13 protein-coding genes are annotated in these 14,453 nt (G+C 64.9%); 9 read left to right on the top strand and 4 right to left on the bottom strand.

Annotated features, from left to right (window positions below; all coding sequences use genetic code 11):
* Positions 1 to 65: 65 nt before the first annotated feature.
* Positions 66 to 2,438 carry a RelA/SpoT family protein gene (locus MKK62_RS20050; RefSeq protein WP_240258189.1) on the top strand — a complete coding sequence of 791 codons (2,373 nt, stop codon included), beginning with the start codon at positions 66 to 68 and terminating at the stop codon, positions 2,436 to 2,438.
* Positions 2,439 to 2,471: 33 nt separating this feature from the next.
* Positions 2,472 to 3,449 (top strand): NAD-dependent epimerase/dehydratase family protein, encoded by a 978-nt coding sequence (locus MKK62_RS20055; RefSeq protein WP_240264040.1) that lies wholly within the window; start codon positions 2,472 to 2,474, stop codon positions 3,447 to 3,449.
* Here MKK62_RS20055 and MKK62_RS20060 read toward each other — a convergent pair.
* Together MKK62_RS20060 and MKK62_RS20065 are read right to left on the bottom strand one after the other, a co-directional pair.
* Positions 3,432 to 4,235, bottom strand: a complete 804-nt coding sequence (locus MKK62_RS20060; RefSeq protein ID WP_434084971.1) for a peptidylprolyl isomerase — start codon at positions 4,233 to 4,235, stop codon at positions 3,432 to 3,434. The genes MKK62_RS20055 and MKK62_RS20060 overlap by 18 nt on opposite strands.
* Positions 4,236 to 5,090 (bottom strand): peptidylprolyl isomerase, encoded by an 855-nt coding sequence (locus tag MKK62_RS20065; protein ID WP_240264039.1) that lies wholly within the window; start codon positions 5,088 to 5,090, stop codon positions 4,236 to 4,238.
* 161 nt (positions 5,091 to 5,251) lie between these two features.
* Between MKK62_RS20065 and MKK62_RS20070 the strand changes: the two genes are divergently transcribed.
* Positions 5,252 to 5,923 carry an MBL fold metallo-hydrolase gene (locus tag MKK62_RS20070; RefSeq protein ID WP_240264038.1) on the top strand — a complete coding sequence of 224 codons (672 nt, stop codon included), beginning with the start codon at positions 5,252 to 5,254 and terminating at the stop codon, positions 5,921 to 5,923.
* A gap of 36 nt (positions 5,924 to 5,959) precedes the next feature.
* Entirely contained in the window at positions 5,960 to 7,222 is a 1,263-nt protein-coding gene (gene hisS, locus MKK62_RS20075) for a histidine--tRNA ligase (RefSeq protein WP_240258188.1), read from the top strand.
* 59 nt (positions 7,223 to 7,281) lie between these two features.
* On the opposite strand, the gene MKK62_RS20080 is transcribed toward hisS, so the two are convergent.
* Positions 7,282 to 8,871 (bottom strand): purple acid phosphatase family protein, encoded by a 1,590-nt coding sequence (locus tag MKK62_RS20080; RefSeq protein WP_240258187.1) that lies wholly within the window; start codon positions 8,869 to 8,871, stop codon positions 7,282 to 7,284.
* 879 nt (positions 8,872 to 9,750) lie between these two features.
* On the opposite strand from MKK62_RS20080, the gene MKK62_RS20085 reads away from it, so the two are divergent.
* The 4 genes from MKK62_RS20085 (at position 9,751) to MKK62_RS20100 (ending at position 12,026) form a co-directional block, all read left to right on the top strand.
* The gene (locus tag MKK62_RS20085; protein ID WP_240258186.1) at positions 9,751 to 10,050 is read left to right on the top strand and encodes a PE family protein; all 300 of its coding nucleotides are present in this window, start codon (positions 9,751 to 9,753) and stop codon (positions 10,048 to 10,050) included.
* A 15-nt stretch (positions 10,051 to 10,065) separates the two neighbouring features.
* Positions 10,066 to 11,340 (top strand): PPE family protein, encoded by a 1,275-nt coding sequence (locus tag MKK62_RS20090; protein ID WP_240258185.1) that lies wholly within the window; start codon positions 10,066 to 10,068, stop codon positions 11,338 to 11,340.
* A 73-nt stretch (positions 11,341 to 11,413) separates the two neighbouring features.
* Positions 11,414 to 11,710, top strand: a complete 297-nt coding sequence (locus MKK62_RS20095; protein WP_240258184.1) for a WXG100 family type VII secretion target — start codon at positions 11,414 to 11,416, stop codon at positions 11,708 to 11,710.
* Positions 11,711 to 11,741: 31 nt separating this feature from the next.
* Positions 11,742 to 12,026: a WXG100 family type VII secretion target gene (locus tag MKK62_RS20100; RefSeq protein WP_067336045.1), complete on the top strand. Its 285-nt coding sequence runs from the start codon at positions 11,742 to 11,744 to the stop codon at positions 12,024 to 12,026.
* A 267-nt stretch (positions 12,027 to 12,293) separates the two neighbouring features.
* Here the strand turns inward: MKK62_RS20100 and MKK62_RS20105 are convergent, their stop codons facing one another.
* Positions 12,294 to 13,316, bottom strand: a complete 1,023-nt coding sequence (locus MKK62_RS20105) for an ESX-1 system-associated protein (RefSeq protein ID WP_240258183.1) — start codon at positions 13,314 to 13,316, stop codon at positions 12,294 to 12,296.
* A gap of 125 nt (positions 13,317 to 13,441) precedes the next feature.
* Between MKK62_RS20105 and MKK62_RS20110 the strand changes: the two genes are divergently transcribed.
* Positions 13,442 to 14,452, top strand: coding sequence for an Rv2578c family radical SAM protein (locus MKK62_RS20110; RefSeq protein WP_240258182.1), 1,011 nt, complete (start codon positions 13,442 to 13,444; stop codon positions 14,450 to 14,452).
* The last annotated feature ends 1 nt before the right edge of the window (position 14,453 follow it).

Here is a 14,453-nt window from a genome sequence, read left to right on the forward strand (position 1 = left end):
CGCGATGAGAAGGAGCCGGGCAATCGGCTCGAGAACGTTATCCTGGAGCTTCGGAGGTGAAAGGCGTGGCGGACGACAAGGGCACGGCGGTACAGCCGCCGACGGAGCCGCTGCAGCTCGCCGATCTTCCGTCTCCTGCGGCCCAAGCGGCTGAGCCTGGGATCGGTCTCAAAGCGCCGAGCAGCGCGTCGCGACGGGTTCGCGCGCGGCTGGCTCGGCGAATGACCGCTCAGCGCAGCGCGATCAGCCCGGTGCTGGAACCGCTGGTCGCGGTGCACCGGGAGATCTACCCGAAAGCAGACCTGTCGCTATTGCAGCGGGCCTACGAGGTGGCCGAGCACCGGCATGCCGACCAGTTGCGGCATTCGGGCGACCCCTACATCACCCACCCGCTGGCGGTCGCCAACATCCTCGCCGAGCTGGGCATGGACACCACCACGTTGGTCGCGGCGCTGCTGCACGACACCGTCGAGGACACCGGCTACAGCCTGGAGGCGCTGTCCGCCGATTTCGGCGACGAGGTCGGCCACCTGGTCGACGGGGTGACCAAGCTGGATCGGGTGGTGCTGGGCAGCGCCGCAGAGGGAGAGACGATCCGCAAGATGATCACCGCGATGGCGCGCGACCCGCGTGTGCTGGTGATCAAGGTGGCCGACCGGCTGCACAACATGCGGACCATGCGTTTCCTGCCGCCGGAAAAGCAGGCCCGGAAGGCGCGCGAGACGCTCGAAGTCATTGCCCCGCTGGCGCATCGGCTGGGCATGGCCACAGTCAAGTGGGAGCTGGAGGACCTGTCCTTCGCAATTCTGCACCCCAAGAAGTACGAAGAGATCGTCCGGCTGGTCGCCGGCCGGGCGCCGTCGCGCGATACGTACCTGGCCAAGGTTCGGGCCGAGATCATCGCCACCCTGAACGGCTCGAAGATCAACGCGGTTGTCGAAGGACGGCCCAAGCATTACTGGTCGATCTACCAGAAGATGATCGTCAAGGGCCGCGACTTCGACGACATTCACGACCTGGTCGGCATCCGCATCCTCTGCGACGAGATCCGCGACTGCTATGCCGCTGTGGGCGTGGTGCATTCGCTCTGGCAGCCGATGGCCGGGCGGTTCAAGGACTACATCGCTCAGCCCCGCTACGGCGTCTACCAGTCGTTGCACACCACCGTCGTCGGACCGGAGGGCAAGCCGCTGGAGGTGCAGATCCGCACCCGCGACATGCACCGCACCGCGGAATACGGTATCGCCGCGCACTGGCGATACAAAGAGACCAAGGGCCGCAACGGCGTGCCGCACGTGCACGCCGCTGCCGAGATCGACGACATGGCCTGGATGCGGCAGCTGCTCGACTGGCAGCGAGAGGCCGCCGACCCCGGCGAGTTCCTCGAGTCGCTGCGCTACGACCTTGCGGTGCAAGAGATTTTCGTGTTCACGCCCAAAGGCGACGTGATCACCCTGCCCACCGGATCCACCCCGGTGGACTTTGCCTACGCCGTGCACACCGAGGTCGGGCACCGCTGTATCGGGGCCCGCGTCAACGGCCGACTGGTGGCGCTGGAACGCAAACTGGAAAACGGCGAAGTGGTCGAGGTGTTCACCTCGAAAGCTGCCACCGCCGGACCATCACGCGACTGGCAGCAATTCGTCGTCTCGCCGCGTGCCAAGACCAAGATCCGGCAGTGGTTCGCCAAGGAGCGCCGGGAAGAAGCGCTCGAGACCGGCAAGGACGCGATCACCCGCGAAGTGCGCCGCGGTGGACTTCCGTTGCAGCGCTTGGTCAATGGTGGCTCGATGGCGGCGGTCGCCAACGAGCTGCACTACGCCGACGTCTCGGCGCTCTACACCGCGGTGGGCGAGGGGCACATCTCGGCCAAGCACGTGGTGCAGCGGCTGCTGGTCGAACTCGGCGGGATCGACCAGGCCGAAGAAGACCTCGCCGAGCGCTCGACTCTGACCGCCATTCCGCGCCGCCCGCGCAGCGACGACGTCGGGGTCTCGGTGCCCGGGGCGCCGGGTGTACTGACCAAGCTGGCCAAGTGCTGCACACCGGTGCCCGGTGATCAGATTCTCGGATTCGTCACTCGCGGTGGGGGAGTCAGCGTGCACCGCACCGACTGCACGAACGCCACGTCATTGCAACAGCAATCCGAGCGCATCATCGACGTGCACTGGGCGCCCTCACCGTCGTCAGTGTTTCTGGTCGCGATCCAGGTCGAGGCGCTCGACCGGCACCGCCTGCTGTCGGATGTGACCCGCGTGCTCGCCGACGAACGGGTGAACATCCTGTCGGCATCGGTCACCACATCCGCCGGTGATCGAGTCGCGATCAGCCGCTTCACATTTGAGATGGGCGATCCCAAACACCTGGGCCATTTGCTCGACGTGGTCCGCAATGTCGAGGGCGTCTACGACGTCTACCGGGTGACGTCGGCGGCCTGACGGGTGGCGGTCGCCGGACAGCGGGCCCTGGTCATGGGCGCGAGCGGCAACGTCGGTGCCTGCGTGACCCGCCACCTGGTGGCCGACGGGGCCGACGTCCGGGTGTTGTTGCGAAAGACCAGTTTTACCAAGGGCATCGACGGTCTTAGCGTCGATCGGCACTACGGTGATCTGTTCGACGGCGACGCGGTGGCCCGGGCGATGGCAGACCGCGAGGTGGTCTACTACTGCGTCGTGGACACTCGGGCGGAGTTGCGGGATCCCGCACCATTATTCGCCACCAACGTCGAAGCCCTTCGGCATGTGCTCGACGCGGCGGTGACCGCCGACGTGCAGCGCTTTGTCTTCCTGAGCACTATCGGCACCATCGCCGTGGGGTTCGACGGTCAGACCGTCGACGAGGACACCCCGTTCAACTGGGCGGACAAAGCCGGTGGTTACATCGCATCGCGCCGGGCCGCCGAAGCTCTGGTGCTGTCCTATGTGGCCGAGCAGGGGCTGCCAGCCGTCGTGGCCAACGTGTCGAACCCGTATGGGCCACCGGATTGGCAACCGCGCCAAGGCATGTTGGTCAAGCTCGCGGCCCAGGGCAAGATGCCGTTCTATGTCAGCGGCGTCGGCTCCGAAGTGGTCGGTATCGACGATGTCGCCGACGCGCTGCTCTTGGCCTCGGAGAGGGGCCGCATCGGTGAGCGCTACATCGTTTCGGAGCGCTACATGAGCCAGCGTGAACTGCTGACCATAGCCGCGCAGGCGGTCGGCGCGCGACCGCCCCGATTCGGCGTTCCAATGGCGGCGCTCTACGGCTTGGGCTGGATCAACGACGGGCTGGGGGCGTTGCTGCGCAAGGACTTTCCGATGAGTAGACAGAGCGCGCGGCTGGTCGAGCTGACATCACCGGCCAGCCACGCCAAGGCGAGCCGTGAATTGGGCTGGCATCCGACACCCACCGAGGATTCGATTCGACGGGCGGCCCGCACCTACGTCGAACGGTCAGTCGAGGCGGGCTGAGGTGATCGCGACCTCGTTCGCGGGCTTGCCGTCGTCGCCGCCTCCGGCGACGCCGCCGGAGGCGATCTTGTCGATCACCGCCAGCCCGGCCGGGGTGATCGTGCCGAAGATGGTGTAAGTGGGCGGCAGCAGTGAGTCGCGGTACACCATGAAGAACTGACTGCCGTTGGTGCCCGGTCCGGCATTAGCCATCGCTAGAGTTCCGCGTGGATAGACGACGGGTACTTTAAGCGCCGGTTCCCCGGGCGGGTACTGGATGGTCGGAAATTCGTTGGCGAACTGATAGCCGGGCCCGCCGGTGCCGTCGCCCTTAGGATCGCCGCACTGCAACACCGACAACGCACGGGCCGTGGTGAGGCGGTGACATTCGGTGTTGTCGAAATACGCCTGCTGCGCCAGACTCACGAAACTGCTGACGGTGCATGGTGATTCGTTGTTAGCCAGTTGCAAGGGAATTCGACCGCGGTCGGTGACAAAGGTCAGCCCGATCGTCGCCGGCTCTGTCGAGACCTTGCCGTTGGGCGGTGGGGCCGCCTGCTTGCCGGCCGGTTCGGTCGTCCGCGGGTACTGACAGTTCGCGCCGACCGACGGTCCGGGGAAGAACGGCGGCAGTTTCGGGCCGGTCACCGGCGGGACGGGCGGCAACGTCGACGTGGCGGCCGCCGCGGCACTGCTCGGCGTGGTGGCGGCGGCCTGGCCGGACTTGTGGTGCGAGCACGATGTCACGGTCAAGGCGACGGCGGTGATGCCGAGCAGGGCGGCAATGCGGGTCACTTTTATGGTCATTTAGTCCAACCTCACCGACGTGATGGTCACCTCGGAAGCCGGCGGTCCGTCCTCACCGCCGCCGGCGATGCCGCCCTTGGCGATCTTGTCCAGGGTGGCCAGCCCATCTTGCTGGATCTTGCCGAAGACGGTGTAGGCGGGCGGCAGCGGTGTGTCTTTGTAGACCAAGAAGAACTGGCTGCCGTTGGTATTCGGCCCGCTGTTTGCCATCGCCAACGTGCCGCGTGGATAGATCACCGGCTCGTGCGCCGCTGGGTCGCCGGGCGGATACTGATCGACCGGATATTCGTCGGCGAATCTGTACCCCGGCCCGCCGGTGCCGTCAGCGCTGGGGTCGCCGCACTGCAGGATGGACGTCGTGAGCCGGTGGCACTTCGTGCCGTCGAAAAACTTCTGTTGCGCCAGACTCGCGAAACTGTTGACGGTGCAGGGTGATTCGTTGTTTGACAGCAGCAGACCGATGTGGCCCTGGTTGGTGACCATGCTGACGCTGACCTGCGCTGGATCGGTGGGCACCTTGCCGGTACGGGGGAGGTTCGCAGGTTTGGCCGGCTGGCCGGACGGCGGGTACTGGCAGTCGGCGCCGATCGTGTCGTTCGGTTTGAACGCCGGCAGCGGAGCGCCCTTGGCGCTGGGAGCCGCACTCGAGGAGGTGTCGGAGCTGGCCGACGTCTTTTTGTCGTCGTGATTGGTCAGAACGACCGTTGCGACGATCGCGGCGGTCACGACGACTGCCGCGACCGATCCGCCGATGATTGCCAGTGTTCGACGACGACGGGCCTGCTGGGCGCGGCGTTCGAGCTGCCGCTCGAGTTTGCGCTTGGCTGACGCACGTCGTTGCTCGTTGCTCGGCACCGCCGGTCCCTTCATGATCGCGGTCTGGGTCTTGACGAGTGTGCCAGTTCACCTCCGAAAAGGGTGGCGCGACCCGTCGTCGCGGCATATGGCCCGACTCCTCAGCCGCCGATGCGCGGGCCGCATCGTCGTCGGGCGAGCTGAATGGGAAACTGGTGATCGTGTTGATCACCGGATTTCCTGCCGGGTTGCTGCAGTGCAACTGCTACGTGCTGGCTCCGCACCCCGGCGCCGACGCCATTGTCGTCGACCCGGGCCAGCGCGCGATGGGTCAGCTGCGTCGCATCCTCGACAAGAATCGGCTGACACCGGCGGCGGTGCTGCTCACGCACGGCCATATCGACCACATCTGGTCGGCTCAGAAGGTGTCAGACACGTATGGGTGCCCGGCGTACATCCATCCCGAGGACCGTTTCATGCTGACCGACCCGATCAAGGACTTCGGGCCCAAGATCGGCCAAATCCTGCTTGCGGCGATCTTCCGGGAGCCCAAGCAGGTCGTCGAACTGGACCGCGACGGGGACAAGATCGATCTGGCCGGAATCAGCGTCACCGTCGACCACACGCCGGGACATACCCGTGGATCGGTCGTCTTCCGGATCGACGGCGCCATGGGCGCCAAAGATGTAGCTCTCACCGGCGACACCTTGTTCCAGCGATCGGTAGGGCGCACCGATTTGTTCGGCGGCAGTGGACGCGACCTGCTGCGCTCGATTGTCGACAAGCTGTTGGTGCTCGATGACAGCACGGTGGTGCTGCCCGGGCATGGCAACGCCACCACCATTGGCGACGAGCGCCGGTTCAACCCGTTCATCGAGGGGCTGAGCCGGTGACGATGCAGTGCGTAGCGATGGGGAGGAGCGGCGCCGTTGAGTGAATTCAGTGCGCCCAAGGGCGTTCCGGATTACGTTCCGCCGGATTCAGCGCGGTTCGTCGCGGTGCGGGCGGCTCTGCTCGACGCCGCTCGCCGGGCGGGGTACAGCGATATCGAGTTGCCGATCTTCGAGGACACCGCGCTGTTCGCGCGCGGCGTGGGGGAGTCCACCGACGTCGTGTCGAAGGAGATGTACACCTTCGCCGACCGCGGCGACCGATCGGTGACCCTTCGGCCCGAAGGCACTGCGGGCGTGGTGCGCGCGGTGATCGAGCACGGGTTAGATCGCGGCGCACTGCCGGTCAAGCTGTGCTACTCAGGTCCGTTCTTCCGCTACGAACGCCCCCAGGCCGGCCGCTATCGCCAGCTGCAGCAGGTAGGGGTCGAAGCCATCGGCGTCGACGACCCGGCCCTGGATGCCGAGGTGATCGCCGTCGCCGATGCCGGTTTCCGGTCGCTCGGCCTCGACGGGTTCCGCTTGGAGATCACCTCGCTAGGCGATGACACCTGTCGTCCGCAATACCGTGAGCTGTTGCAGGACTTCCTCTTTCGCTTGGATCTCGACGAGGAAACCCGCAGGCGCGCTGAGATCAACCCCCTGCGTGTGCTCGACGACAAGCGTCCGGAGGTCAAGGCGATGACCGCCGACGCTCCGGTGATGCTCGATCATCTGTCCGACGAGGCCAAGCAACATTTCGACACGGTGCTGGCCCATCTCGACGGGCTGGGCGTGCCATACGTCATCAACCCGAGGATGGTTCGCGGCCTCGACTACTACACCAAGACCACCTTCGAATTCGTGCACGACGGGTTGGGGGCCCAGTCGGGCATTGGCGGTGGCGGCCGTTACGACGGGCTGATGCGGCAGCTCGGCGGACAAGATCTGTCTGGCATCGGATTTGGGCTTGGCGTCGACCGGACGCTGCTGGCGCTGCGCGCCGAGGGCAAGGATGTCGGCCCCACGTCGCGCTGCGACGTGTTCGGCGTACCGCTGAGCGACCAGGCCAAGCTACGACTCGCCGTGCTGGCCGGCCAACTGCGCGCGGCCGGGGCGCGGGTGGATTTGGCTTACGGTGGTCGCGGCCTCAAGGGTGCGATGCGGGCCGCCGACCGGTCCGGAGCGCGGCTCGCATTGGTGGCCGGCGACCGTGACATCGACGCGGGGACCGTCGGCGTCAAGGACTTGACGACGGGCGAGCAGGTCGATGTCGAGACCGATTCCGTTGTCCGCGAAGTGCTTTCGCGCTTGGGCTATTAGCGAGTGGTCCTCTTCGAACGACGGCGAACTCGCGCGGGAAGCCGTGTCATCTGGGAAGTTCAGCCTCCGCGGGGCCGAGTCAACGTGAACTGCTCGACCACGCTGACCGCGCCGTACGGGCCGTTGACGGCGTAGTGGGTCGCCTTGATCGTGGTATTGCCACCTGGCAACCCGGGGTCGACGTCGAAAGCGACGAAGCCGTAAGGGTTTTGCCCGTCGCGAAACGCCGACCATGGCGCGTCTTCGATCACGTAGATCGGCACACGGCGCCCGATCCCGTCGCGGGTGTCGCCGATTCCGGTCACCACTCGGCACCGCGGCTCTGGGAAGAACATACCGTTCGACGGTGTCGACGTTCCCCCGCCGCCGATGACGACGTGCACGGTCCCTCGCGTCGTGTCGATCGTGTCACCATGGTCTCCCACCGGGATCGGTGTTCGGGTCTCGGTGTCCTGCGCCCCCCGCAGTGGATGGGAACGCTCGTAGTGGTGCTCGTGGCCGCACACCACTAAGTCGACCTGGTAGCGGTCGAACAACGGTAACCAGTCCTGACGGATGCCTAGGTCGGCGCCATTGGTGTGATCGGCCGTGGACACCGCGGTTTGGTGCATACAGACGATCACCCAGTCGATGCGCTTGTCGGCGCGTGCGTTCGCCAGTTCGCCTTCCAGCCAACGCTTTTGCGCTCCGCCGGAGTAACCCCGGACGTAGGAGTTACCACCGTCCTGGTAGCAGATGTCGTCGTTGCTCAGGCTGATGATCCGCACCGCACCGGCGGTGAACGAGTACCACAGACCGCGAAGCTCGGTGTCCGATCCCGATTCGGGCAGCGAGAAATAGGTCTGGTAGGCGGCGTAACCGACTGGACCGTTGCCTATTTCGTTCTCGTGGTTGCCCGCCGCGGGCATCCAGGGGCGGTAACGTGCGGAGCGGGTGTTGTTGTCGAACCAGTCCGACCAGGTGCGAATCCGGTCGTGCGCCAGGTTCGCGTAGCAGAGGTCTCCGTTGACCAAGTTGAACAGCGGTCCGATGCGCTCGATTGCCGTTGTGATGTCGCCGGCTGCCGGGGAACCCAGATTGTCACTGCGGTAACTGTCTTTCTGCAGCCGACCCAAGGTGGGCGTCGCTTGATCCCCGAAGCTGGTGAAGCGCAACGGACTACGTCCTGCCGGCGCTGTACGTACCGTTCCCAGCTCGGGATCGGTGCCGTCGTGCACCGCCGCATACACGTAGTCGGTATCGGGAGCGAGGTTGTCGAGTCTGGCGTGATGCACCCGGACTTCGGTCTTGGACTTGGCGTCGCGGTAGGTGCGCGTTTCGGCGGGCACCGTACGGCCGAAGCCGCCGGTGGACGTGCCCGCCAAGACGCGTGGATTGCTCACCGGATCGGTGGTGTGCCAGGACACGACGACTTCGCGAGAAGCGTCTCGACCGAATTGCAAGTGCAAACCACCCACCGGTTGGGCCCCGCGCCGGCTGGGCTGAGTCCACAAGCTCGGCCCGCGCTGGGAGGGGCCGAGGAGTGCGACGGCCCCTGCCCCGAACCCGGCGCCGAGGATTGCCGCCGTCGCGCCGGTGGCCAGCAGGGTTCGGCGGCTGACACCCCGTGCCGAATTCACGCCGTCGTCCGGGTGTACCTCGTCGACCATGCCTCTTTCATACTCCCGCCGTGCTGCTGGCTTGGAGGACGCTCAGGCGTGCCTGTCGGGTAGCCGCCCAATGGGCGGCGGAAATGTGGGACGGTGGCAAGGTCCGGGCGCTCCATGCCGCGGCGTACCTGCTCATGAGTGACCGCAGCGGCGCGGGGCGCGTCGGGAATATGTTTCAAAAGCGATTCCCTTAAGCATTTTCTCAGCTTGTGTGATGGGCGCGAGATTTTGATCATGACCCGTATCTGTCGGCTAATAACAACGCGGAGAGGCCGGATTATCGATGCCCGGACAATGGGTGCGACACCGTTCCCTGAGCCGCGCTACCACGGAGGCCGGAGTCGCCCGGCCGTCTCCTCGGCGTCCGCGTCGAAACGGCGTCGTGGTGGTTTGCCGCTTGTGGCCGTTGCAGTGTCGTCGGGATGGCGGGCGATCGGCTCGCCGTCACTGCCGCGCGGGGCGTACGTCGCCGAATTGCTCTGACATCAAGGCATTTACGTCACGCCATGAACCGTCGGCGCGTGGCTGGGCGGGCGTAAGCCGTTTGCCGGCGATGATCACGACCGCTGCGCGGGCCGGGTGGTCGGACCGCGACGGCGGTGGCAGACCGAGTAACTGGCAAACATCCAATAGCAAGCTTTCGTTAGGCCAGTTTTCACATGGGTTGGCTGTGGTTGGCAAGGTCCTGTCGGAACGCCGCAAGAAATTGTCGCCAGCGCAATCTCTCTTCGGTTTTTCTCAGCACAAGATGCTGTTCTGTGATTTAAGATTGCGAAACTGTCAGACCTCAAACACGCCTACTTTGCAGTTGAGTTAATTCGATTAACTCATCGAGCGGGGGCGCCACGAGGTCTGACTCCTGTTCTCGAGGAGGATTCGGTGTCGTTCGTAACTACGCAGCCCGAAGAATTGTCCGGGGCTGCGAGCAGTCTGGCAGGCCTTGGCGAGTCGATGGCGGCAAGAAACGCCGCAGCGGCGACACCGACTACAGGTCTTGCTCCCGCCGCTTCGGATATTGTTTCGGCAATGACGGCGGCGCAGTTCGGCCAGCACGGTGCCGCCTATCAGCAGATTGCCGCGCAGGCTGCGGTAGTGCACGAGCAAGTAGTAGCCGCGTTACGTTCCGGGGCGGGGGCGTACGCGCTGACCGAGGCGGCGAATGCAGCTGCTGCCGACTAAGGGGGGCCTGGGTCGATGAGTTTCATGATCTTTCCGCCGGAGATCAACTCCAGCTTGATGTACAGCGGCGCTGGGTCTGGGCCGCTGATGGCTGCCGCGTCGGCATGGAGCGAGCTGGCGGCCGACCTGGAGTCAACCGCCGCGTCATATCAGTCGGTTCTTGCGCAACTCACCGGGGCGACGTGGCTTGGGCCGTCGTCAATGCGCATGGCGGCGGCGACGGCGCCTTATATCGATTGGCTGACCACCACCGCAGGCCAAGCTGCCGAAACGTCCGCTCAGGCCCAGTTCGCCGCTGCGGCCTACGAAGGAGCGTTCGCCTCGACGGTGCCTCCGGCTGTGATTGCCGCCAACAGGGCATTGCTGGCCGCACTAGTCGCGACCAACTTTCTCGGTCAGAACACCCCAGCGATCATGGCGACCGAAGCGCACTACATGGAAATGTGGTTCCAAGACGGCCTGACGATGGACACCTACGCGGCCGCCTCGGAGCAGGCTGTCGTACTGCCCCAACAGACCCCGGCGCCCTCGACCAGTGACGGCGGTTTGTCGTCCGATCTGGCCGCGGCGGCGCAGTCGATCGAGAACTCCATCAGCAGCACGGTCAATAACCTGGCCAGCGCGCTACAGGGACTGCTGAGTGGAAACGGCACGGCTGGCACGTCGGCTAACACGCTGACGACGGCGCTGTCGTCAGCGATGACCAACGTATCGGGCGCGTCGACGACGGCGCACTCAGCCGCCGCCACCTCAGGCGCGGCGACCTCTAGCGCCAGCTCGGCAGCGACCGGCGCGGTCACTTCGACCGCCGGTGCTTTGCTCCCGATTCAGGGCGTCTACTACTTGACGACGTTTGCCAGCATGCCGGTCAAAATGCTGATGAGCTTGAGTAACTCGATGGGCGCGAGTCAGGCGCTGCAGGCGAGCCAGCAGGCGATGCTTGCCGACGTGCAGTCGCTCGTGGACGGAAAGCTCAAAGCCTTGCTCGGAAGCATTTCCGGCCAGATGCGTGGATTCGGATCACAAATCACCGCTCAGCTTGCCGGCGCTGGACGTATGGGCGGCCTCTCGATTCCGCAAGGCTGGGCCCAGAATGCTCCCGAGATGGTGCGCGCGGCTCCGGTGCTGCCGGCCAACAGCGTTGCTTCACCGGTCGCGTCCGCCGCGAACCTACCGACCAGCCCGTACACCCAGGCGCTGATGGGTGCGATGAATGGACGCGGCATGGGCACGCAGGCGGCGAAGACGGCGTCCGTGAAAGTTGAGACTCGCACGCCGGCAGGCGGATGAGAACCGGGGGGATGCCTTTGCTGCAGTGCGCATTAACCCAAGACATGGCAGTGAAATAGAAGGAGAAGAAGTTATGCCTACGCGTTTTATGACTGATCCGCACGAGATGCGGGCGATGGCTGGCCGTTTCGACGTGCACGCCCAGACCGTGGAGGACGAGGCCCGCAAGATGTGGGCGTCGAGCCAGAACATCGCCGGGGCCGGCTGGTCCGGTACTGCTCAGGCCACTAGCTACGACACGATGGGTCAGATGAACACGGCGTTTCGCAACATCGTGAACATGCTGCACGGTGTCCGGGACGGATTGATCCGCGACGCGAACAACTACGAGACCCAAGAGCAGTCCAGCCAGCAGATCCTGTCCAGCTAGCCGGTCACCGAAACCATTTAGGAGAACACTCATGTCGATCAGCTACCAGTTCGGTGACGTGGATGCCCACGGCGCCCTGATCCGCGCCCAGGCCGCTTCCTTGGAGGCCGAGCACCAGAGCATCGTTCGCGATGTGCTGGCCGCCGGCGACTTCTGGGGTGGCTCGGGTTCGGTGGCTTGCCAGGAGTTCATCACCCAGTTGGGCCGCAACTTCCAGGTCATCTACGAACAGGCCAACTCCCACGGCCAGAAGGTGCAGACGGCAGGCAACAACATGTCGTCGACCGACTCCGCTGTTGGCTCCAGCTGGGCCTGACCACTCTTCGGGGGACAACGCACCGGGCATGAACATGCCCGGTGCGTTGTGTTTTCGCTGGTGTTTGCCTCGTCTTGGCGCCCAAACATATTGCCGCACCCGAGGTTTCGGCAGCGATTGGTTCCAGGCGAAGGGCGTCACCCGTCGCCGGCAATCTGTCGCGGCCGTAAGACTGGGTTACCGAACTGCCCGCCGCTGATCGAGTATTGCTAACTCGCAGCTCATTTCGTGCGCGGGTCGCAACGGACGCGACGGTTGGGAGGGTGGCTACTCGGCGACCGCCGCACACCCTCCCAGGACGGTCGTGGATGCAAAGTTGGCCGCGTTGGCTAAATGGTTGTCGGTCGGCGTGTAGGTCGGCAGAGCAGTGACAAACGCGCGCCGGTACTGAGCCGACAGGTTCGCCAAATCCTGCCAGATCGCGTTATCGCTGCGCTTTCCAAGCTCTTCCAGCTTCCCGGCGAACGAGTTCATCACCGGTCCCACCGCGTAGTTGACCGCCTTCTGTTCCTTGTTCCAATAGATCGACGGAACGTTGGGATCCATTTGCTGCCATTGCGCGGTCTGCTGGCCGAACTGATCCAAAGCGGCCTTCCACTCCGGGCACACGTTGTTGTCCGACGTGAGAAAAGGCTGCGGGCTCGCCAGATTTCCCACCGGCGCGATGTCGGACGGAGGCGGCGAAGGCGACACCAGCGGCCCGCGGGCCGCGGCCGAACCATCGCTGATGGCAGCGCAGATCGACCCCAACGCGGAAGATGCGCTGTTAGCGGCGCCCGCCAAATTGTTGTCTGACGGTGTATATCTCGGGATTCGCTCGGAGTACGCGCGGGCGTAGGCGATGAACTGTTGATAGAGCTCTCGCATGACGCGGTGCGGCGTGAGCTTCACCAAACCGACCGCCTGCGCCGCCGCGCTACGCATCGATTGCGCGGCGGCGATGAACATCGCACGCTGTTTGGGATTCCAGGCCGACGCCGGCACGGACCGATCGCGGTCGTTCCACAAACCCTGCCCGCCGTTAGCCAATTCGTTGTTGATCGACATCCACGCGGTGCAGCTGGGATCGTCGGTGATCACCGTCACCGGTCCCGTGTCCTTCGCGCTGGCGACGTTCGCCGTCTCCTGGCCCGTGCCGTTGTCGGATCCGCCGGTCGGCGCTCCAGAACCCCCGTCGCCGAATAGCAATACGGCCGCGACGATCGTCGCCAAGACGGCAACCGCGGCCACCCCACCCATAGCCCATTTAAGATTTTTGTTGTCTTTTGGGCCGTCAGTATTAGACGTCACGGTGGTCCAGCTTAAATGACAACCCGCTCGCCGCAGGCGTATTGGCGACGAGCCCCGGTACCGACCGCAGTCGCATTCGCGGCCAGCGGGTTGACTTTTGATCGAACGTAAGTTCGAATGGCTTCATGCGTTGGGACTCCCAACAGGTCCGCGTCGACGATGGCGCGCTGCCCGGTCTGGAGCGGATCGGGTTGGTACGCAGTGTCCGCACGCCACAATTCGAAGGAATCACTTTTCATGAGGTGCTGTGCAAATCGGCGCTGAACAAAGTTCCGCGCGCGTCCGCGCTGCCATTCCAATACACCGTCAACGGCTATCGTGGTTGCTCGCACGCCTGTCGCTACTGCTTCGCCCGGCCCACCCACGAATACCTGGAATTCAACTGCGGCAATGACTTCGACACCCAAGTCGTCGTCAAGACCAACATCGTCGATGTCTTGCGCCGAGAGCTGAGCCGGCCGTCGTGGAGGCGGGACACCGTGGCGCTCGGCACCAATACCGATCCGTACCAACGTGCTGAGGGACGTTACGCGTTGATGCCGGGCATCATCAACGCGCTGACCGAATCGGGCACCCCGTTATCGATTCTGACCAAGGGGACGCTGCTGCGCCGCGATCTCCCGCTGATTGCCGAGGCTTCCGCGCACGTTCCGGTCAGTGTCTCGGTGTCTCTCGCGGTCGGGGACCCAGAGTTGCACAAGCAGGTGGAGCCTGGGACACCGAGTCCCCAGGCCCGGCTTGCACTCATCGCCGCGATTCGCGAGGCCGGCTTGGACTGTCATGTGATGGTCGCACCCGTGCTGCCATACCTGACCGACTCGGTCGAACATCTCGACAGCCTGCTCGGACAGATCGCGGCGGCCGGCGCCAACGGTGTAACAGTGTTCGGTTTGCATTTGCGCGGATCCACCCGCGGCTGGTTCATGTCGTGGCTGGGGCAGATTCACCCGCAACTGGTCGGCAAATACCGCGAATTGTACCGGCGCGGAGCCTATTTGCCGGCGTCATACCGTAACGAGCTGCGGGCGCGGGCGGCGCCGCTGATCGCCTCGCACGGGCTGCGCGGAACGTCGCGGCGTTCGGAGCCCGTGACTGCACGGGAAGCCACCGACACAGCCGCCCCGACGCTGTTCTGAT

Source organism: Mycobacterium paraterrae (assembly GCF_022430545.2).
In the GTDB taxonomy this organism is placed as follows: domain Bacteria; phylum Actinomycetota; class Actinomycetes; order Mycobacteriales; family Mycobacteriaceae; genus Mycobacterium; species Mycobacterium paraterrae.

Excerpts from the sequence above, each read along its gene's own strand:
- MKK62_RS20055 (WP_240264040.1), top strand. The coding sequence starts at position 2,472 with ATGGGCGCGAGCGGCAACGTCGGTGCCTGCGTGACCCGCCACCTGGTG.
- MKK62_RS20060 (WP_434084971.1), bottom strand. The coding sequence starts at position 4,235 with ATGACCATAAAAGTGACCCGCATTGCCGCCCTGCTCGGCATCACCGCC.
- MKK62_RS20080 (WP_240258187.1), bottom strand. The coding sequence starts at position 8,871 with ATGGTCGACGAGGTACACCCGGACGACGGCGTGAATTCGGCACGGGGT.
- MKK62_RS20090 (WP_240258185.1), top strand. The coding sequence starts at position 10,066 with ATGAGTTTCATGATCTTTCCGCCGGAGATCAACTCCAGCTTGATGTAC.
- MKK62_RS20095 (WP_240258184.1), top strand. The coding sequence starts at position 11,414 with ATGCCTACGCGTTTTATGACTGATCCGCACGAGATGCGGGCGATGGCT.
- MKK62_RS20100 (WP_067336045.1), top strand. The coding sequence starts at position 11,742 with ATGTCGATCAGCTACCAGTTCGGTGACGTGGATGCCCACGGCGCCCTG.
- MKK62_RS20110 (WP_240258182.1), top strand. The coding sequence starts at position 13,442 with ATGCGTTGGGACTCCCAACAGGTCCGCGTCGACGATGGCGCGCTGCCC.